Here is a 20,453-nt window from a genome sequence, read left to right as displayed (position 1 = left end):
GCCATTTGATTGCAAGGATATTGCGTGCTCTATTCATTTCGCGCTGTTTTACGTCGTCATTCCACGACTTGCCGGATGTTTTCGGCGGGAGTGCTGAGTCTGCTGCAATGGCCTCTGCACGCCGCCGAAGCTGCATCCCCAGGCCAGGAAGTGCTGCGTCAGCAGCAACAGCAACAACGCGATCTGCAACAACTGCAAATGGAACAGCGCCGGCGGCAACTGGAGCGCGGTGCATTCGGCCCGGCAGCGCCGACCCCGGCGGTGCCCGCCAGTGTGGCCGCGGATGCGCAGTGCTGGCCGTTGAGCGGTACGCGTATCGGCGGCGTGACCCTGGTCAGTCGCGCCCAGCTCAACGCCAGGATCGAACCGCTGCTGGCGCCGTGCATGGGCGTTGGCCAGATCAATCACCTGCTGGCGACCATCACCGCGCTGTATGTGGAGAAAGGCTACATTGCCAGCCGACCGTACCTGAGCAGTGCGCCGGCGGCGGGGCAGTCGCTGGATATCCTCGTCGACGAAGGCTACATCGAGTCGATCGAACTGGCCGACCAGAGCCTGCCGGTGTCCCTCGGCGGGGCGTTTCCGGGCATGCTCGGGCAGCCGTTGAACCTGCGTGACCTCGAGCAGGGCCTGGACCAACTCAATCGCCTGCGCTCGCTCGACCTCAGCGCCGACATCGCCCCCGGCAGCCAGCCCGGCGCCTCGCGCATCATCCTCCGCGCGCGCAGCGCCGGGCAATCGCGCTGGGCCCTGGGCCTGGGGGCCGACAACCTCGGCAGCGCCAGCACCGGGCGCGACCGCGATACGTTGAGCCTGAGCGTGGACAGTCCGCTGCAACTCAACGACTTGTTGAGCCTCAGCGCTAGCGACACCCTCAATCAAGGCGACCGCTACAGCCGCAACGCCAGCCTGTATTACGCGATTCCGTACGGCTACTGGACCTTCAGCACCTTCGCCAGTCATGCCGAATATCGCGCGCCGTTCAAGTTGCCCGGCACCACCCTGTACAGCAGCGGCATCACCGACCAGCTCAGCCTGCGCGCCGACCGCGTGTTGTGGCGCGACCAGAGTCATCAGCTCAGCGCCAACCTGCAACTGGCGCACAAGGATGTCGACAGTTACCTGGAAAACGTGCGCCTGGGCATCCAGAGCCCGACCCTGACCGTGGCCGAGGCCGGGCTCAACCTGTTCTGGCTCGATCGCGCGGTGTGGAACCTCGACGTCAACTACGCCCAGGGCCTGCGCGGGTTCGGCGCCGACGACGATCGCCAGCACCAGCTCGACAACCTGCCCAAGGCGCAGTTTCGCAAGTACCGCGCCGGCCTCAGCCAGTGGCGCAACGGCGAATTCGGCGCGCAGGCCTGGCAATGGCAGAGCCAGCTCAATCTGCAATACAGCCCCGATCCGCTGCCGGCCATCGAACAACTGCTCGGCACCGACGATTCGGCGGTGCGCGGCTATCGGGTCAGCAGCGCTTCGGGGGCCAGCGGGGCGATCTGGCGCAACACCTTGCGCCTGCCCTTGCGTCGCGACTGGCCGCTGCAGGTCACGCCACGCCTGGGGTTCGACCAGGGCTGGATCAAAGCCGATCACGGCGCCCAGGGCCAGCGCCTGAGCGGCGCCAGCGTCGGCCTGAACCTGACGTGGAAGAACCTGCAGGTCGACGTCGATTACCAACGCAGCCTCACCACCCCCAGCGGTTTGCACCGTGAGCCGGAGACCTGGCTGATGCGCTTCGGGGTGCAGCTATGAGTCTGCAACAGATGAAGCACCAGGCAACCCAACAGCCGGCGGATCTGAGCGCGACAGCCCCGGCCTTCCTCCCAACGCGCAGCGTGACGCCGTAACTTACACGGAGAGTGGCTTATGTCAGTGAATACCTTTGCGTTTCATCTATCCCCTCGGGGCCAACTGCGCTGGGCGATTGCCAGCCTGTTCATTGCGGTCATCCCCAATACCCTGGCCGCCGGTGTCGTGGTAGCGCCGGGCCCGGGCGGCACGGCGCAACTGCAGACCCAGGCTGGCGTGCCCATCGTCAACATCGTGGCGCCGAACGGCGCGGGGCTGTCGCACAATCAGTTCCTCGACTACAACGTCGACCGCCAGGGCCTGGTGCTGAACAACGCCTTGCAGGCCGGCCAGTCGCAATTGGCCGGGCAACTGGCCGCCAACCCGCAATTGCAGGGGCAAGCGGCGAGCGTGATCCTCAACGAAGTGATCAGCCGCAACCCGTCGGCCATCAACGGCGCCCAGGAAATCTTCGGCCGCGCGGCCGATTACGTGCTGGCCAACCCCAACGGCATCTCGGTCAACGGTGGCAGTTTCATCAACACGCCGAACGCCAACCTGGTGGTTGGCCGGCCCGAATTGCAGGACGGCAAACTGCAAGGCCTGAGCACGCGCGACGCCAGCGGGCAGTTGCAGATCCAGGGCGGTGGCCTGAGCAACGGCGAGGGCTCGATCAACCTGATCGCGCCGCGTATCGACAGCCAGGGCAGCCTCACCGCACGCGATCAACTGAACCTGACCGCCGGCCGCAACCAACTCGACTACGCCAGCGGCCAGGTGAGCGCCGTGGACCCGGCTGGCCATAGCGCCGAGCAACGTATCGACGCCAGCCTGTTCGGCGCGATGCAGGCCGGGCGCATCAACATCGTCAGCACTGCCGAGGGCGCCGGGGTCAAGGTCGGCGCGGTGCAAGTGGCGGGGCGCGATGGCGTGCAGATCCGTTCGGCCGGGGACTTGAGCGTCAGCGGCAAAGCCGTCGCCGACAGCCTCGATGCCAACCGTGCCGCGATCCTGAGCAGCCACGGCGATGTCGGCCTGCACAGTGGCCAGGACCTGAGCCTGGCCGCCACGGATGTCAACGCCCGTGACGTCAATCTCGACGCCCGGCGCAACCTGACCCTGAGCACCGTGGAAAGCCGCAAGCTCCAGGAAAAACGTGAAAACTGGAGCAACAGCACCCTCGGCATTACCTGGGAAACCTACGATCGCACCCAGACCGAGCGCGATACGCGCCAGCACGGCAGCCAGATCGTCGCTCGTCGCGATGCGCAATTGTCGGCCGGCAAGGACGCCGAACTCAAAGCCGCCAAGGTCGAAGCGGCGAACACCCTCAACGTGCACAGCGCCGGCGATCTGCGGCTGACGGCCGCCACAGAAAGCCACACCCGGACCGACCAGGGCGATCAGCGCAAGCACCTGTGGAAAGCCAACTGGGACAACAGCAGCGAAGAGCAGCGCAGCGTCGGCAGCCAATTGAAGGGCGGCAACATCGCCCTGCAAACCGCCGCGCTGTTGCGTTCCGAAGGCGCCGAACTCAGCAGTGCTGGCGACCTGCACCTGGCCGGCCAACACGTCGACATCGGCACGGCCAGCCGTACCAGCCGCAGCAGCGACACCCGCTATTCCGGCGATCTGGTCGGCGGCGGTTTCTTCGGCAAGAACGGTGACACCGACAAGGGCCAGACCCAGCACCAGGGCAGCAAGATCAATGCGGCCGGTGCACTGGTGGTCAAGGCCGACGACGTGCGCATCAGCGCCAGTCAGGTGCGGGGTGGCCAGGACGCCAGCGTGATCAGCGACCACGGCTCGCTGCTGATCGATGGCGTGCAGGATTCGTCGCACAGCAACAGCCACGCCACGGACAGCAAGTTCTTCGGCATCGCCAAGGACGAGTCGCGGCACAACAGCACGGACAGCACCACGGTGCGTAGCGAGCTGGTTTCGGACAGCAACCTCAAACTCAAGAGCGCCACGGACATTGCAGTCGCCGGCGCCTCGGTCAAGGCCGGTGGTGCGCTGACGGTCGACGCGGCGGGCGACGTCAACGTGCACTCGACGCAGAACCGTCACGACAGCAGTCGCACCGAGCAGAATCGCGGCTTCGATCTGTATGCCCGGGAGAATGCTTCGGCCAGCGAGCAGTACCGGGCCGGGCTGCATTTCGAGGACAAGAGCAAAACGGTCACCACCAGCGATGTCACTCAGCAAGGCGCCAGCCTCAGCGGCGGCACCGTGCAGGTGCAGGCGGGCGGCGACCTGACGATCAAGGGCGGCGAGGTGCAATCCAGCGCCGGCGACACCAGCCTCGGTGGCCGGAACGTGGCGCTGCTGGCTGAACAGGACAGCCACCATACCGCGACCGAGCAACGCACCTCGGGCGGCAGCCTGTACGTCACCGGCGGCCTCGACCGGGCCGGCGCCGGCGTCGATTTTGCCCACGCCACGACGCAGGACAGCAACGGCAAAACCAACGCGCAAACCAGCGCGGTGCACAGCAGTGCCGGCCTGACCATCAAGGCCGACACGCTGACCACCGAAGGCGCGCAACTCAAGGCGGGCACGGCGCTGGACATCGCCGCCAATGCCGTGGCCAACCGCGCTGCCAGCAATACAGAAAGCAGCAGCCAGGCCAGCAGCAACTGGACGGCGGACGTCGGCGTCAATGCCGAGTACAAGGACGTCGCGCGGCCGGTGGTCGCGGTGGTGAAAGAGGCGCTTGCCGGCAAGCTGCCGGACAAGGAAGCGCTGGGCAAAATGGGCCAGCCGACCCTCGGCGTCGACGTCGCGGTCGGTCACGCCGGCAGCGCGCGCAGCGAGCAGAGCAGCAACGCCGTGGTCAGCCGATTCGACGCTGGCAGCGTCGACGTCAATGTCGCCGGCACCCTGCACGACCAGGGCAGCCAGTACAACGCCAGCGCCGGCCAGGTCCATATCAGCGCTGACAGACTTGTCGCCGACGCGGCCAGCAACAGCCACGGCAGCAGCGAAAAAGCCCTGGATGCCAACGTCGATGTGCGCGTTTACACCAAGACCGGTGAAGACCTCAACATCGCCGGCAGCGGTGCGGGCGGCAGCAGCCAGACGCGCCAGGACAGCGCCACGGCAGTGCTCGGCAGCTATGCCGGCAGTCAGGGCGTGCACATCAACGTTGGTGGCGACGCGCAGTTCGAAGGCAGCCGTTTCGACGGCGGGCAGGGCGGCGTCAGCCTCAAGGCGGGCGGCGAGCTGGCGCTGAATCAGGCCAATGACCGCCAGAGCAGCGACAGCAGCAGCCTGCGCGGCGACGCGTCGCTGAAGGTCGGCACCTTGCCGGGCACCGATGGCAGCAACCTCGATCTCGGCGCCGGGGTGCAACTCGACCACAGCGTCAAGCACACCGAGGACAGTCAGGCCCGCGTGGTGAGCATCAGCGGCAACGGCCCGGTGCAGTTGAGCAGCGGTGGCCAGCAGATCCAGCAAGGCACGAAAATCGACAGTGCCGGCGTCATCGATCTGCAGGCCGCGGGTGGTCTCGATCTGCAAGCGGCCAGCGACAGCCACCTCGAAACCGGCCGTCAGCTCGGCGGTGGCCTGAAGGCCGGCGGCAGCCGCACCCGTGGCGAGAAGAGCCTGGACAAGGCCGGCAATCTTGGCGGCAACTTCAGCATCGGCCGGGTCGACGACAAGGCGCAGACCGGCAGCGGTGGCCAGTTGCACAGCCAGACCGGGGTGGCCCTGAGCGGCGCTTCGGTACACCTGCAAGGCACCCAGGTGACAGCACCGCAGATCAACGTCGATGCGCAGCAGGGTGGTCTGGTCGCCGAGTCGGCGCAGTCCAGCGAGCAGCGCAACAACTGGAACGTGGCCCTCAACGCCGGCGGCAATCTGAGCAGCAGCACCCCGACCGACACCGCCGAACCCGCCAGCAGCGACCACGGCTTCAACGCCGGGGCCAAAGTCGGTGTGGATTACCTGCAAGGCACCACGCAGCAGAACAGCCTGCTCAAGGCTGACAGCGTGGCGCTGAACAGTGCCGCCGATGCGCAACTGAGCGGCGCGCGGATCGAGGCCGAGTCGGTCAGCGGCAAGGTGGCCGGTGACCTGCGGGTGGACAGTCGGCAGGACACGCGGACCGCGGCCAAGGTCGATGTCGACCTGAGCCTGACCGCCAAGAAAACCCCGGCCGACCAGGACAAGCTCGCCGGCACCGACTACAAGCCGACGCTCAAGGCGCAGGGCGAATACAGCCGCAAGGACGGCGTCGGGCAAGCGTCGACCATCGCCGGCAGCAACGGCGTGAAGCTTGAGGTCGATGGTGTCACCCGACTCACCGGCGCGCGGATTTCCGCGAGCGGCGGGCCGGTGGATCTAGGGGATTCCAAGGTCAGCAGCAGCGACCTGAACAGTCGCAGCGACGGCTTCAAGGCCGGTGTGGATCTGCCGCACAAGAGCGAGGGCGGTGTGCCGCCCGTCTCGTTTGCCAACGGCAATCTGAGCATCGGCCCGGTGACCGTCAGCGGTCATAGCGACAGCCAGACGCTACAGGCCGGGATCGACAAAAAAGGCTGAGTCGGCGTCACGAACGACGGGAGCGAGCAGGCTCACTCCCGCCATCCGATCCCCGCCGGGCACTTCTGCGCCCGGCGGGGATTTTTGCTTCAGGCGTCGATGACGTGCGTTTGCCGCACCTGACGCTTGAGCAGTTCCGCCACGAAGCGCTCGCCGAACTGCTGCAGGTACTGCCGTTGCAGCAGGCATTCGTGCGGTGCCTCGACATCATGCTGGATCAGCTCGCCACTGACGTACGGCGCCCACAGCGTCGGCTGTTGTTCGTCCTGGCGCAGGATGTCGGTGGTGGCGCGGATGAACAGCAAGTCGCCGCGATACAGCTGGTACTGCGTGCGTCCGAGCAAATCGAGCATGCGCTTGGAATCGTCCACCAGGCGGGTCAGGAACTCATCGCCGATCTGCCGGCTGCCGAGCACTTCCTCCATCGCACTTTTCAGGCCCTTGAGGCCGGCCCGTGGCGTGCCGACGATGGCGCGGGTCATGCGGCTGATGATCATCGCATCGTCGAGTTTCAGCGATGCCCGCCCGCCTTGCAGCGGGTAGCTGTCGAACATGCACAGGAAGCTCACCTCGTGCCCGCGCGCCTGCAGCATCGCCGCCATGCGCAGCGCCAGGTTGCCGCCCACCGACCAGCCGGCCAGTTGATACGGGCCGTCGGGTTGCAGGGCGATGATGCGTTGCAGGTATTCCTCGGCCAGTTCATCCAGCGATTCGATGACCCGCGTCGGATCGCGCAGGATCGGCGATTGCAGCGCGTACAACGGCTGGTCCTGCGGCAGGAACGGCAGCAGACCGGCGTACGGCCAGGCAATCCCGCCACCGGGGTGAATGCAGAACAGCGGTGGGCGCGTGCCCTCGCTGCGCAGTGTCAGCACCGCGTCGAACGGATCGCTGTAGCCGCTGTTGTGCTGCAGGCGTCGGGCCAGTTGCCGGGGTGTCGGCGCCGCGAGGAAATCGGCGATGCCCAGGGCGATGCCGAACTGCTCCTTGATGCGCGCGACCAGTTGCAGGCCGAGCAGCGAATGGCCGCCGAGGTCGAAGAAACTCTGGTTGGCGAACACCTCGCCGCAGTCGAGGGTTTCGGCGAACAAACGACACATTTGCGCTTCTTCCGCCGTTGCGGCCGGCGACAGCGCGGCGGCGTCCTGCATGGCCGGTGCGGGCAGGCGATCCACCGCCAGTTTGCCGTTGGGCGTCAGCGGGAATTCGTCGACGCGGATGATCACGCTCGGCACCATGTGCTGCGGCAGGTGCCGGCCCAGCGATTGCTTCAACTGCTGGCTGTCGAGGCTGCTGTCCTTGCTCGCCACGTAGCCGACGATGGCCGGGCCGTGCGTCAGCTCGCGCAGCATGACCGTGGCGTCGTCGACGCCGTGGCAGCCGAGCAGCACGTTCTTGATCTCGTCGAGTTCGATGCGCAGGCCGCGCAGCTTGATCTGGTTGTCCTGGCGGCCGAGGTAGTGAATCCGCCCGGCATGATCGAAGAACACCCGGTCGCCGGCGCGGTACATGGTGCCCTCAGCGTCGAGCAGATCCGCGACAAACCCCTTGGCGGTGAGGTCGGGGCGATTGCGGTAGCCGCGCGCCACGCCCGGCCCGCCGATGAACAGATCGCCCCAGGCGCCCGGTGGCAGCAGGCGTTGCCGGGCATCGACCACGTACAGCCGGGTGTTGGCGGTGGCCGGGCCGATCGACAGATCGCCGGCACCGTAGCGGGCATTGATCGACGTGGCGAACGAGGTTTCCGTCGGCCCGTAGACGTTGAGCAGACGGCAATGGGCGAAGCGCGCGAGCAGGGCCGGGGTGCACGGTTCGCCGCCGAGCATCAGCACGGTGTCCTGGGGGAAATCCTCGGTCTGATGGCAGGCCAGCAGGCTCGGCGTCATCACCAGCAGGTCGATGGCCTGCGCCTTGACCAGTTTCGCCAGGGCCCTGCCCGGGGCGCTGCTGACCTTGTCAGTGATGACCAGTTCGGCACCGGCGAGCAGGGTCATCATGATTTCCAGCACCGACATGTCGAACCCGGCGGCGATGAATTGCAGGACCCGTGCGCCAGGTTGCAACTGCGCGGCGTCGATGGCGGTGCGGGCGATAGGCACCAGATTGCGCTGGGTGACTTCCACGCCCTTGGGTTTGCCGGTCGAGCCGGAGGTGTAGATCAGATAAGCCGGCAGGCCGGCGTCGAACGGCAACAACGGCGTGCTGGCCGGCGGCAGTTGCGCGAGGGTGTCGGCGTTCAGCCACAGCACTTTGTCGGCGCTGACGTCGACCTTGAGCTGACTGCCCGGGGCGACGATCACCACGGCTGGATCGGCATCGCTGAAAATGTGTTCGATGCGCGCCTCGGGCAGGTCCGGATCCAGCGGCACATAACACGCACCGAGTTTGAACAGCGCCACCGCCGCAATCGCCCATTCGAGGCTGCGCGAGAACATCACCACCACGCAATCGCCGGGTCGCACGCCGCGTTGGCGCAGGTGCGCGGCCAGGCGCGTGGCGTCGGCGTCCAGTTGCGCATAATTCACTTGCCGCGCCCCTTCGCTCAGCGCCGGGCGCGCGGCGTGTTCGCGCACGGCTTCGGCGAAGGCCTCGGCAAACAGCGGTAGCGTCTGTCTGGCCGGCGGCAGCGCGTACACGCGTTGCTGTTCGTGCGCCAGGAACAGGTCGTAGTCGGCGGCGAGGGTTTGCGGGGCGGCGGCGAAACGGGCGAACAGCGCGGTCAGGCGCTGGTAGTGCAGTTCCAGCGCCTGCGGGTCATACAGGTCGGCGTTGGCGTTGAAGCCGATCTCCAGGCGGCCGTCGGCGTGCCGGTCGAAAATGTCGATGCCCAAGTGATCCGCCGGGCCGTTGGCGACGTTCTGGATCGTGGTGTCACAACCGGCGAACCCGGGGCCCTGATCGTAGGCGACGATGTTCAGCAGGGTGTTGAACAACGGTTTGTTGCCACGTTCGGCGTGCAGGTCGCGGATCATGCTTTCGCTGCGATAGCTCTGGTGCAGCAGGTGATGGCGCAGCTGGCGCTGCAGGTTCGCCGCGACCGTCAGCACCGTGCTGTCGGCGCTGAACGACAGGTGCAACGGCAGGATATTCGCCACCATCGACGGCACGTCGCGCAGGGCCTTGAGCTGGCGCGCCGCGACCGGCATGCCGAGGGCCAGTTCGGTCTGCCCGGTCATGCGACTGAGGTAGGTCGCGCACAGCGCCAGCAGGATGCTCGACAGGCGCAGTTGATGCGCACCGGCGGCCGCGCGCAATTGCCCCAGCGTTTCGCCGCTGAACACTTTGCGCAGGCGGTTGAGGCGGATCAGCGGGGCATCGCCGGGCACCAGTTGCGTCGGCTCCGGCATCTTCAGGCAGTACTGGCGCCAGTAGCTGCGATCCTTGCTGTACATGTCGCTGTGGCGGTATTGCTCCTGCGCGGCGGCCACACTCGCCAGCGGTGCCAGTAGCAGCGGCTCGATCGCCTCGCCGCGACTCAGCGCGTTGTAGTGCGCGGTGATGTTGCCGAACAGAATGCCGTGGCCGAAGCCGTCCACCACCAGGTGCGAGGCCAGTTCGATCATGCGGTAGTGCTGCGGCGCGAGGCGGATCAGCACGTAGCGGATCAGCGGCCCGTGTTGCAGGTCCATGTCCTGCTGCAAGAGGTGTTCGAGCAATTGCCCGTAGGCCTGCTCGGGATCCGCGCTGGCGCTGACGTCGAGGCTTTCGAACGCCTTGGCCGGCAAGGTGTCGGCGGCCTGGATGTACTGGGCGAACGTGCCGCTTTGCGGGTCATGCTCGAACGTCGCGCGCAGGGTGTCGGTCTGTAGGAATTGCGCGCGGATCGCCGCTTCGAGCCACGCCAGCTGCAAATCGCCGCGCAGTTCGATGACATCGCACAAATGGTAGTTGAGGTTGCTCTGGCTCTGGCTGATCGCCAGGCAGACTTCCTGTTGCGCCGTGGAAAGCGGGCACGAGTGTACGTCACGCATAAGAGTCATCCTTTCTTCCGTTGCGTCGGGTTTTCGGCAGGCAATACCGTGCCCATTCCGGTTGGCGCGAACGCGACAGATCCGGAATCGACGGCAAGCGCCGTTTCAGTTTTTTCAGGGGTGCGCCAGGTGAGTCAGGCGGGGCTGGAACCTTTGCATGACGCCAATCCGTGGCGGTGTTTCTTGTTCTGGTGTGGAAGCATTTGGTAACACTTCGCGGCTTAACCTAGGTGCATAACCGAGGGCTGTCAACTAACTGATTTGTGAGTTTTGTTGCAGCCCAATGAATTCGGGAAAAACGTTATTTGCCGTCAAGTTCGCGGGTTTTAGCGTCATCGAACTGTCATTGTGGCGTACTTCATCGGCGCGCCGAGGAATGCATTGCTTCGGTTTAATAGGAAGCATTACTATTCACGCCCCTTTTCCACAGCGCGCCGCAATGATCCCCATGCTGCCCCGCAGACCCGGCTTTCTCGAGCATTACGAAGAGTTGATCGGCACCTGGACCCGGCGTCTGCGCAATCGCGCGCAGGCCGAGGATCTGGCGCACGATACCTTCGTGCGGGTGCTCGAAACCGATGCGTCGGCGGTGCAGCAGCCACGGGCGTATCTGCACCAGACGGCACGCAATATCGCCGTGGACGGTTTTCGGCGCGAGGACCGGCGGGGTGCCATGGAGTCGGAGGCGATCGATCACAGTGAGTCGTCATCCGGCGACCCGGAGCATTACATGCATGCGATCCAGCTGGCCGACTCCATCGAACGGGCGCTCAGCGAGCTGCCGCTCAACTGTCGGCGGATCTTCGTCTGGCAGAAGATCGAGGGCCTGACCCAGGCGGAAATCGCCGAACGCCTGGGTCTGTCCAAGAACATGGTCGAAAAGTATATGATCCGCACCCTGCGGCATCTGCGTGACCGCCTGGACGGCTTGCAGTCATGAGCCGGCGCGCCTTTTCACCCCCAGCCAGACAGGACATTCCATGATGGAGACTCGTGATTGCGCGTGCGGGCCAACCACGGTGCGCGACGACGCGGCTCGCTGGTTCGTGCGGTTGCAGGAGCCGCCTGTCAGCATTGCGGAGCAGCAGCGCTTTGACGCCTGGCTCGACGAGCATCCGCAGCACCGCGAGGAATTCCAGTTGCTCCAGGGCCTGTGGTCGGCGGCTGATCGGCTGCCGGCCGCGCGCCTGCAGGCGCTGACGCAAGCCCCGCCGGCCCGCCGCGCGCGCCGTCCGCTGCTGCGATATGCGCTGGCTGCCAGTGTGCTGGCGGCCGCGCTCGGGCTCGGCCTGTTCAGCGGGCTCAATCATCCGGCGGGCTACCGCGCTGAATTCGCCACAGCCGCGGGCGAGCGCAAACATGTGGCGCTGCCGGATGGCTCGGTGATCGACCTCAACAGCCGCAGTCGCCTGCAGGTGCGTTACGAGGCGGATCGTCGGCTCATCGAATTGAGCGGCGGCGAAGCCCTGTTCAGCGTCGAGCACGATACCTCGCGACCGTTCGTGGTCGACACCGGCAATGGCCGGGTCACCGTCACCGGCACCCGTTTCGATGTGCGCCGCGACGTTAACCAGACCCGCGTCGCGGTGGAGCAGGGCACGGTCAAGGTCCAGGGGCGCGATGCCGCCGAGCATGAGTTCATCAGCCTCACCGCCGGGCTCGGGACCCATGTCGACGCGCAGGGCAGGGTGGCTGCGGCGTACGCGGTCAATCCGGCCGAGCTGACGGCGTGGCGCAGCGGCAAACTGGTGTTCAACAACGCCAGCCTCGGCGCAGTCGCCGCCGAAGTATCGCGCTATCGCGACAAGCCGCTGACGGTGGCCAACCCGAGCGTGGCCAACCTGCGCCTGACCAGCGTGTTCAAGTCCGACGACACCGATGCCTTGCTCAAGGCCCTGCCGAATATCCTCCCGGTGGCCGTGCGTACCCTCGCCGACGGCAGCCAGGAAATAATTTCAAAATAAATTCAGGTTTTTTTCGAGTTCATCGTCTTCCTGTCAACTGCAACTGGTTTGCATTAACAGCCGCACACTTTTGCGATCCACAGGACTACGTTCGACGTGAAAAACACCACTGCCAACAACAATAAATTCCCTTGGCTGCCGTTGGCGCTTGCGCTGGCGGTCAACGCGGCGGTGCCGCTGGCCTGCGCCGCCGACGCTATTCATATCCGCGCCCAGCCCTTGGGCCAGGCCCTGAGTGAGCTGGGCCAGCAAACCGCGCTGCAGGTGTTTTTCAGCCCCGAGCTGGTGGCCGGCAAACAGGCCCCGGCGGTCGACGGCAACCTTTCTGCGGAAGAGGCCCTGCGCCAGTTGCTGCAAGGCAGCGGTCTGGATTACCAGATCAATGACGGCTCGGTGACGCTGGCGCCCGCCGCGACGGCGGCCAGCAACGGCCCGCTGGAACTGGGCGTGACCGACATCAAGGTCGTCGGCGACTGGCTCGGCGATGCCGACGCCGCCGTGGTGCAGAACCACCCGGGGGCGCGGACGGTGATCCGCCGCGAAGCGATGGTCGAGCAGGGCGCGATGAACGTCAGCGACGTGCTCAAGCGCGTGCCGGGTGTGCAGGTGCAGGATTCCAACGGCACCGGCGGCAGCGATATCGCCCTGAACGTCGGCGTGCGTGGCCTGACTTCACGGCTGTCGCCGCGCTCCACTGTGCTGATCGACGGCGTGCCGGCGGCGTTCGCGCCGTATGGCCAGCCACAGTTGTCGATGGCCCCGATTTCCTCCGGCAACCTCGACAGCATCGACGTGGTGCGCGGCGCCGGCTCGGTGCGCTACGGGCCGCAGAATGTCGGCGGGGTGATCAACTTCGTCACCCGCGCGATCCCGGAAAAAACCACCGGGGAAATCGGCACCACCCTGGAAACCTCGCGTTATGGCGGTTGGAAACACATCGACACGGCATTCCTCGGCGGCACCGCCGACAACGGCCTCGGCATGGCATTGCTGTACTCCGGCGTCAACGGCAACGGCTACCGGGAGCGCAACAACGGCAACGACATCGACGACGTGCTGCTCAAAACCCACTGGGCGCCGACCGACCAGGACGATTTCAGCCTCAACTTCCACTACTACGACGCCAGCGCCGACATGCCCGGCGGCCTGACGCAGAAGCAGTACGACGACAAGCCGTACGACTCGGTGCGCGACTACGACAACTTCAGCGGCCGGCGCAAGGACGTGTCGTTCAAGTGGATCCGCCAGATCGACGAACGCACCCAGGCCGAGGTGTTGACCTATTACACCGACAGCTTCCGCGGCAGCACCATTGCCGCCCGCGACCAGAAAACCCTCAGCTCGTACCCGCGCTCCTACTACACCCTGGGGATCGAGCCGCGCGTGTCGCGGGTCTTCGACGTCGGCCCGACCACCCAGGAAGTCAGCGTCGGTTATCGCTACCTGAAAGAGGCGATGCACGAGCAATCGAGCCGCCTGGCGCTGGTCAACAATCAGCCCGTGGTGACGCCGACGTCCGACGGCCATGTGTTCCAGGATCGCACGGGCGGCACCGAGGCCAATTCGGTGTATGTCGACAACAAAATCGACGTCGGCCGCTGGACCATCACCCCGGGCATCCGGTTCGAACACATCAACACCGACTGGCACGACCGTGCGGTGCTCGACACCGCCGGCAAGCGCGTACCGGAGAAGAACCGCAGCATCGAGAGCAACGAACCGCTGCCGGCACTGAGCGTGATGTATCACCTGTCGGACGCGTGGAAGCTGTTCGCCAACTACGAAACATCGTTCGGCAGCCTGCAGTATTTCCAGCTCGGCCAGGGCGGCTCGGGTGACCAGACCGCCAATGGCCTGGAGCCGGAAAAGGCCAAGACCTACGAAATCGGCACGCGCTACAACGATGACGTGTGGGGCGGGGAAGTGACGCTGTTCTACATCGATTTCGATGACGAACTGCAATACATCAGCAACGACGTCGGCTGGACCAACCTCGGTGCGACCAAGCACCAGGGCATCGAGGCGTCGGTGCACTACGACCTGGCGGCGCTCGATCCGCGTCTCGACGGCCTGACCGCCAACGCCGGTTTCACTTACACCCGCGCCACCTATGAAGGCGAGATCCCGGGCTTCAAGGGCCGCGACCTGCCGTTCTATTCGCGGCAGGTGGCCACGGTCGGCCTGCGCTACGACATCAACCGCTGGACTTACAACATCGACGGGTTCGCCCAGTCCAAGCAGCGCTCGCCGGGCACCGGGGTGAATGCCGACGGCAGCTTCAACGGCAACTACATCACCGAAGGCTCGGCGGACGGGCAGTACGGTGACATCCCCGGCTACATGACCTGGAACGTGCGCGGTGGCTACGACTTCGGCCCGCAGGTGTCGAACCTGAAGCTCGGCGCCGGGGTGAAAAACATCTTCGACAAGCAGTACTTCACCCGCTCCAGCGACAACAACTCGGGGATGTATGTGGGCGCGCCACGCACGTTCTTCGTGCAGGCCAGCGTCGGATTCTGACCTTGCCCGGATCGCTCCCACGCAATGCGAGGGAGCGATCCGGCTCAGACTTTGAGCGCTTTCCCGCCAATCGCCACCGCCACCAGCAGCGCCGCCATCAACCCGAAGGCAAAACTCAAACTGCTGGCATGGGCGACAAAGCCGATCACCGCCGGCCCCGCCAGAATTCCTGCATAGCCCAGCGTGGTGATTGCCGGCACCGCGATGCTTTCCGGCATCACCGTCTGCTTGCCCACCGCCGTATACAGCACGGGCACGATATTGGAACACCCGGCGCCGACCAGTGCATAACCCAACAGCGCGGCCTCCCAGCTCGGGGCGAACGTCGCCAGAAACAGTCCCGCCGCTGCCAGCAGACCGCCAAACAGAATGATCCGGGTTGCACCCAATGCTCGAACGATCCGGTCACCGGTCAAACGGCCCACTGTCATCGTCAATGCGAACGCGGCGTAACCCAGCCCCGCATACGCCGTATCGATCCCGCGTTCCTGCGCCAGAAACACCGCACTCCAGTCCAATGCCGCGCCCTCGGTGAGGAACACGATGAAGCACATTCCGCCGATGAACAGCACGATCCCGTGGGGCACCGCGAACGCCGGCCCCGAGCTTTCACTGCCGTAAGGCAACATATGCGGCACCGCCTTGAACAGTGCCGCGATCAGCACCACGACCACCACCAGCATCGCCGCCAATGGCGACAAGCCGAGGCCGAGCAGGGCGCTAACACCCGCCGCGCCTACGATCCCGCCGAGGCTGAACAGCCCGTGAAACCCCGACATCATGTTCTTGCCGCTGGCCCTCTCGACGATCACCGCTTGCAGGTTCACCGTCGAATCCACCGTGCCGAGCCCGGCACCGAACATGAACAATGTGGCGATCAACGCCGGAATCGACGAAACCGTCGCCAGTAACGGCAATGCCGCGCAGATCAACAAAGTGCCACCGGTGGCCACGCGCCGACAGCCGAACCGCGTGGCCAGAATCCCCGCCAGCGGCATTGCCAGAATCGAACCCACTCCCAGACACAACAGCAACAGGCCCAGCGTGCCTTCGTCGAGCCCGGCGCGGGCCTTGGCGTACGGCACCAGCGGCGCCCACGCGGCGATGCCGAGCCCGGCGATGAAGAAGGCGATGCGCGTGGACATCTGTTGCAGGCGTCCGGGGGCGAGGGGAGGCGGGGTGTTGATGGCGGTCATGAAACGTCCTTGGTCTTGCGGTCAATGGCGTGATGCAGGGCAACATCGTTGCATATCAGTCCATGGGCCGCGACCTTGAGTTCCCGATCAGGCTGATCGGCGAGAACGGCTCACTGCTCACGGATGCTTTGCGTCAACTTCAAAAAGCGCGGTACTACAGCCTCGGGCGGTGGCACCAGATCTTTCAGGCCATCGGTGCCTTTCTGGAAAGTGAACATCTGCGCCGCGATCAGCGGGCTCGCCAGACCGCCGACATGAGCGATGGCGAACCAGGCGCGATCCTGCTCGGTGGTTTCCGGGCGCGGATCCAGACGCCAGCCTTCGAGGGTGGTCATGCGGTCGCCGATGTAGAACTTCTCCATGATCTTCGACTTTTTCCAGATTTCGGCGTCGTAGCCGGGGCGGTAGTCGGTGTCGTAGGTGCCGTCGGTGGCTTTGGCATGGTTGCCGAGTGAGGCATTGATCAGGCTCATGATGACGTTGGGCGTGCTGGTGAAGCGCAGGCTGTTCTTGACGTTGAAACCGATTTTGCCGTCGTCATGGATAAAGCCGTAGGGCATACAGACGCCGGGGCCTTCGGGCACTTGATAGAGGTCGCGGGCTTCGAAGCGCGCGGCAAGGTCCTTGATCCGTTGTGCGGAGTTTTCGGCGGGTTTGTTCATGTTGAAGTAGAACACCCGGTTGTTGCGCCAGAGCAGGAATTCGTAGGGCGTTTCTTTGCTACCGAGGACGTGGGAGTCGGGGATACCTAGATCGTGTTCGTATTTTTTTACTTTGGGTATTTGCTCTTCCAGTTTTTTTATTTGTTCCTCCTGCCTTTTCACCATGTCAGGGGAATAGTTCATCTCCTTGATCGATACCAAAAGGTCCTTGTTGGTTTCGAGCTTGTCCTCTAGGCGTTTTTTGTAGAGTTCGGTTTCGTGGACAATGGCGTTGCGTTGTTTTTCAAAGTTTTCCCGTGTCGTGGCATCGCTGACTCTGATGGTCAGTTCGTCAAAGTCATAACTAACGTAGTCGCCTACCGCATGCACATTCTTGGAAAATACGTGTCCTCCTGCACCTTTCATATTGCTACGTTCGACAGCAAAGGTTGCCCACTCGAATGCTTCCGGTGACTCGAATCTGGTACGGCCCAGACATTCGTGCAGGGCAGGCTCAGCAAGGGCTGACTGGGTACCCAGCAACAAGCCGGCTAAGGTGGCGATAATTCGTGTCATGAACTGTGCTCATTTCGATTGGGCGTTTCACTCACACTTGCGATGTGTACGTCGCTCTTTCTGTCTTCGTTGTGAGCGATGATCGTCAGGTTCAATCCTGAGTCATTGTTCTCACCTTTGGTCCAGCCTATTGGTAGGGCAGTAATGAAGCCCTTGATGCCCATGGGAGCGGAGTAGGCTTTCACCCCAGCCAATGTCTTGCTCTCCCAAAATCCCTCTTCATGTGGCAAACAGTCTGCCAGTTTTCCACCACGTTTATGATCATCTGGGGAGCGATATGTCCACGTTGGCCAGATTGATGCTGGCATATCCCCGGAGGGCTCAGACGCTGTCGTTGGATCAACAAGTATTTGCACCTGACTGATACTCTGAGGAATGAAGTTGAAGGACTGCTCGTAAGCCTCCGAATTATCCTTGGCGCGCTTCTGAATATCTCGCCAGGTTTTTTCTGCAGCAGGCTGATCGAGAACTTCGTCCGAAACAGTGAAGTGAGCCACGGGGCCGTCTTTCTTCGCCTGACTCATTCCGAAGTGCTTCTTCCACAAATCCTTGCGCAACTTATTGATTGTCTTCCCTACCTTCTGGTTGTGTTTGCCGTCCAGCTTCGCTTCAGTCGATTCGCTATCGCGCACAATGACTGCCAGCTCTGAGTCACGTGTCCCGCACTGACTGCGGTCATTGATATTGGCGCTGCCGAGAATCGCCACCCGATCATCCGCAATTAATAACTTGCTGTGCACGTAGATCTGTTCAGTGACCACGCGATCGCCAAGCGTATCCCAAGTGCGCAGGTTGAGCAGGGTCAAATATTTTGACCAGTCCTGTTGTGCGTAGACAGGCTTTCTGTTGGTATCCACCCGCTCAATGATTTTCCCGGCCTCTTCCTTGCTCGCTCCGCGATCCATCATGTCCTTCATCGCCATGTGCCGTTGAATACGTTTGACCAGACTCTGTTCGCCAAACACCAGACTTTGCATGGTCAGGTGAACCTGGTGCATGAGGTTCAGCACATTCAGCGCGCCTTCCGGGTGCACCGGCAAAATCAGGTACACGTGGAAAGGGCGGTTTTCGGCAATCGCCCGGCCGATGCGGTCGGCCAGCGCCTTGCCGATGCTGTTGGTGAGCTTCTGTTCTTTCCCCAGTTTCTGCGTCAGCCAGCCCTGTGCGTTGGTCTGCCAGATCGCGAGGAAACTTTTGAGAAAGGTGCGGGCCTCTTCGCCGGGTTCCTTGCTGATGGCGTTGACTTCTTTCCAGTCGATCTGGGTGAAGTCCTGGTCTTCCATCGCTTCACGCAATTTGATCCGGGCGACGAAATTCTCGTTCAAGGTTGACGGGTCGCGCAGGCTGGCCATTGGGCCGGACAGCGGCCGACCTTCTGCCAGTTCGCCCTCGTCTCCGAAGTCGGTCTGGAAGAACTGGTTTTCGATGTAGATGAAGTGCTGGGCGCTGGAGATTGTCTGCAGCATGGCGCGCAGGCAATTGTCCTGGACGCCGCCAACGTTGAAACCCTCGGGCAGCGGCAGATTGACCTTGGCCAGGTTTCGCCCCTTGGCCTCTTGAGTGGTCATGGCGGCTGAAGCGCTGCGTAACACTTGAACACTGGCGCCGCCTTGCGCGGTCTGCGGTGGTGTCGGCAGGGTCGGGGCCTGATCGATCCAGACCGGTTTGGGCATGGGCAGCTTCAGGTTGATCTGATTGTTGAGGTCCAGGTGATGGGGCAGGCCGGCGTCCCTGACCAGCGTATTGACCCACTCCATCAGGGCGACGATGACGGTGGTCTTTTCCAGGCTCTTGATCTCGGCGATGTAAGCCTGTTGTCCGTTCCAGCGGTCGATGAAGTTGCGCGACAGGTCGTACACCGACGGCCCCTCGATGCGGCTGTGAACGTCTTGCCACGGCATGCGCGGCTGGTCCTTGTCCAACCGGCTGTAATCTGCCGAAGCCAGCGGCTGCGGTTGGTGTTTGAGATATTCAAAAGGCTCTCGGTGATTGGCCACGCGGTCTTGCAGCAACGCGTAAAAGTGTCCGAGCAATGAAGTGGTCAATTGGCCAATATTGTTCAGCCAGCCCATTTTCTCTGCGGGCATGGCGTCGTAACCCTTGTCGCAGAACATCGCGACAAGGCGGCCGAGATCGGTCGAGTTCGTCCAGTTGTTGATCAGCTCGTAACTCTTCAGACGCAGCGAAGCCTGCAAATTGCCGGCGCTGGTTTCGACTTCGCGAATCCACACTTGAGCCTGGCCTTTGAGCGGTTCGGCAAGCGGCAGGCGCGTCCAGTTGTGTTTGATCAGCGCGGTGATATTGCGGATGGCCGCGTCGGTCAGATACTCCCTGGGCCTGGCCAAAGGATCGATGGAGGACACGGATTCCTTCAGACTTTTACCGGCCTTCATTGCCCGATCCAGAACGGGCAGAGGCGGGCTGGCGAAGAAGTTCTGAATCGCCGCGACGGCGTTGATCACGCTGGCGCGACGGGGCAACGCCAGTTTGACGTTGGTGTTTTCTGTGCCGATGGTCGTTTCGGCCAGCGGTTTGGACAGGTCGAACAGCGTGCCCAACAGCAGGCCGGCTCGACTGACGTGCTTGTTCATGTCCATCCAGCCCAGGTGCGGAATCCCCGGGTTATACGCGTCGTTACCCTTGCGGTCGCTGGCATCCAGGCTGAAGTTGTTGTCGTCGCGACGTCCGTACGCCAGGTCGATACCGCCGACATAACCGATCTTGTTGTCGATCACCACGCACTTCTGGTGATGGGAAAAAGTCGAGCCCAGGCCCTTCATGTCGCTTTGTTGGATGGCCGGTGTGCAGAAGGCACGCGGCACCTTCAGCCCGGCGTTGAGCTGAAATACCGCCAGCATGGTTTCGAAGTCATGGGTGCCGACGCTTGCTGCCGGGCTCAGCCACGGCATGACAAACACTTTCAGTGTCGGGTGCGCCTTGAGGGCGTTGTACAAGCACTCCCACAAAGTCTGTTTGCCGTCCAGGGTCACATCGTAGTTGACCTGCCAGCCAGTGATGAAAATCGAGGTTTCGGCCTTGGCGATTTCCTTGGCCAGATCCTTGTAGTAATCCTCGCCAGTGGTGAAAAAACGCACCTGGTTGCCACTGCGCTTGGGCGCGAAGGCGGACTTGTCCTGAATGAAAAAGTCCGGCGCATTCACGGCGGGCAGGGCTTTGCCGGCGGCCGTATTGATCTGGCTGACTTCCTTGTGGCGAACGCCGTTGTAGGGGGTAGCGGAATCCGTCATG

General features: G+C 63.6%; 9 protein-coding genes. 5 read left to right on the top strand and 4 right to left on the bottom strand.

The genetic code is table 11. The features are described 5' to 3' along the window. Positions 1-24: 24 nt before the first annotated feature. On the top strand, positions 25-1,752 hold the full coding sequence (locus QRN70_RS14280; RefSeq protein WP_285418647.1) for a ShlB/FhaC/HecB family hemolysin secretion/activation protein: 1,728 nt from the start codon (positions 25-27) through the stop codon (positions 1,750-1,752). Positions 1,753-1,866: 114 nt separating this feature from the next. Further along, positions 1,867-6,336, top strand: a complete 4,470-nt coding sequence (locus QRN70_RS14275) for a hemagglutinin repeat-containing protein (RefSeq protein WP_285418646.1) — start codon at positions 1,867-1,869, stop codon at positions 6,334-6,336. A gap of 89 nt (positions 6,337-6,425) precedes the next feature. On the opposite strand, the gene QRN70_RS14270 is transcribed toward QRN70_RS14275, so the two are convergent. Further along, complete coding sequence (locus QRN70_RS14270; RefSeq protein WP_285418645.1) at positions 6,426-10,307, bottom strand: non-ribosomal peptide synthetase; 3,882 nt, start codon at positions 10,305-10,307, stop codon at positions 6,426-6,428. A 439-nt stretch (positions 10,308-10,746) separates the two neighbouring features. On the opposite strand from QRN70_RS14270, the gene QRN70_RS14265 reads away from it, so the two are divergent. From QRN70_RS14265 to QRN70_RS14255, 3 genes are all read left to right on the top strand, one after another. Next, entirely contained in the window at positions 10,747-11,247 is a 501-nt protein-coding gene (locus QRN70_RS14265) for a sigma-70 family RNA polymerase sigma factor (RefSeq protein WP_285418644.1), read from the top strand. 40 nt (positions 11,248-11,287) lie between these two features. Further along, positions 11,288-12,271: a FecR family protein gene (locus tag QRN70_RS14260; protein WP_285418643.1), complete on the top strand. Its 984-nt coding sequence runs from the start codon at positions 11,288-11,290 to the stop codon at positions 12,269-12,271. A 96-nt stretch (positions 12,272-12,367) separates the two neighbouring features. After that, positions 12,368-14,791 (top strand): TonB-dependent siderophore receptor, encoded by a 2,424-nt coding sequence (locus tag QRN70_RS14255; protein ID WP_285418642.1) that lies wholly within the window; start codon positions 12,368-12,370, stop codon positions 14,789-14,791. Between the two features lie 44 nt (positions 14,792-14,835). On the opposite strand, the gene QRN70_RS14250 is transcribed toward QRN70_RS14255, so the two are convergent. The 3 genes from QRN70_RS14250 to QRN70_RS14240 form a co-directional block, all read right to left on the bottom strand. Next, positions 14,836-15,987, bottom strand: a complete 1,152-nt coding sequence (locus QRN70_RS14250) for an MFS transporter (protein WP_285418641.1) — start codon at positions 15,985-15,987, stop codon at positions 14,836-14,838. 110 nt (positions 15,988-16,097) lie between these two features. Further along, the gene (locus QRN70_RS14245; protein ID WP_285418640.1) at positions 16,098-17,204 is read right to left on the bottom strand and encodes a hypothetical protein; all 1,107 of its coding nucleotides are present in this window, start codon (positions 17,202-17,204) and stop codon (positions 16,098-16,100) included. Beyond that, positions 17,201-20,452 carry a phospholipase D-like domain-containing protein gene (locus tag QRN70_RS14240; protein ID WP_285418639.1) on the bottom strand — a complete coding sequence of 1,084 codons (3,252 nt, stop codon included), beginning with the start codon at positions 20,450-20,452 and terminating at the stop codon, positions 17,201-17,203. The genes QRN70_RS14245 and QRN70_RS14240 overlap by 4 nt, the downstream gene beginning before the upstream one ends. Between the last annotated feature and the right edge of the window lies 1 nt (position 20,453).

It is taken from the genome of Pseudomonas sp. efr-133-TYG-5, assembly GCF_030209175.1.
Lineage (GTDB): Bacteria > Pseudomonadota > Gammaproteobacteria > Pseudomonadales > Pseudomonadaceae > Aquipseudomonas.
Note: the sequence above shows the minus strand (reverse complement) of the source record. Positions and strands in the feature narration are given on the sequence as shown.

Excerpts from the sequence above, each read along its gene's own strand:
- QRN70_RS14275 (WP_285418646.1), top strand. The coding sequence starts at position 1,867 with ATGTCAGTGAATACCTTTGCGTTTCATCTATCCCCTCGGGGCCAACTG.
- QRN70_RS14270 (WP_285418645.1), bottom strand. The coding sequence starts at position 10,307 with ATGCGTGACGTACACTCGTGCCCGCTTTCCACGGCGCAACAGGAAGTC.
- QRN70_RS14265 (WP_285418644.1), top strand. The coding sequence starts at position 10,747 with ATGATCCCCATGCTGCCCCGCAGACCCGGCTTTCTCGAGCATTACGAA.
- QRN70_RS14260 (WP_285418643.1), top strand. The coding sequence starts at position 11,288 with ATGATGGAGACTCGTGATTGCGCGTGCGGGCCAACCACGGTGCGCGAC.
- QRN70_RS14250 (WP_285418641.1), bottom strand. The coding sequence starts at position 15,987 with ATGACCGCCATCAACACCCCGCCTCCCCTCGCCCCCGGACGCCTGCAA.
- QRN70_RS14245 (WP_285418640.1), bottom strand. The coding sequence starts at position 17,204 with ATGACACGAATTATCGCCACCTTAGCCGGCTTGTTGCTGGGTACCCAG.
- QRN70_RS14240 (WP_285418639.1), bottom strand. The coding sequence starts at position 20,452 with ATGACGGATTCCGCTACCCCCTACAACGGCGTTCGCCACAAGGAAGTC.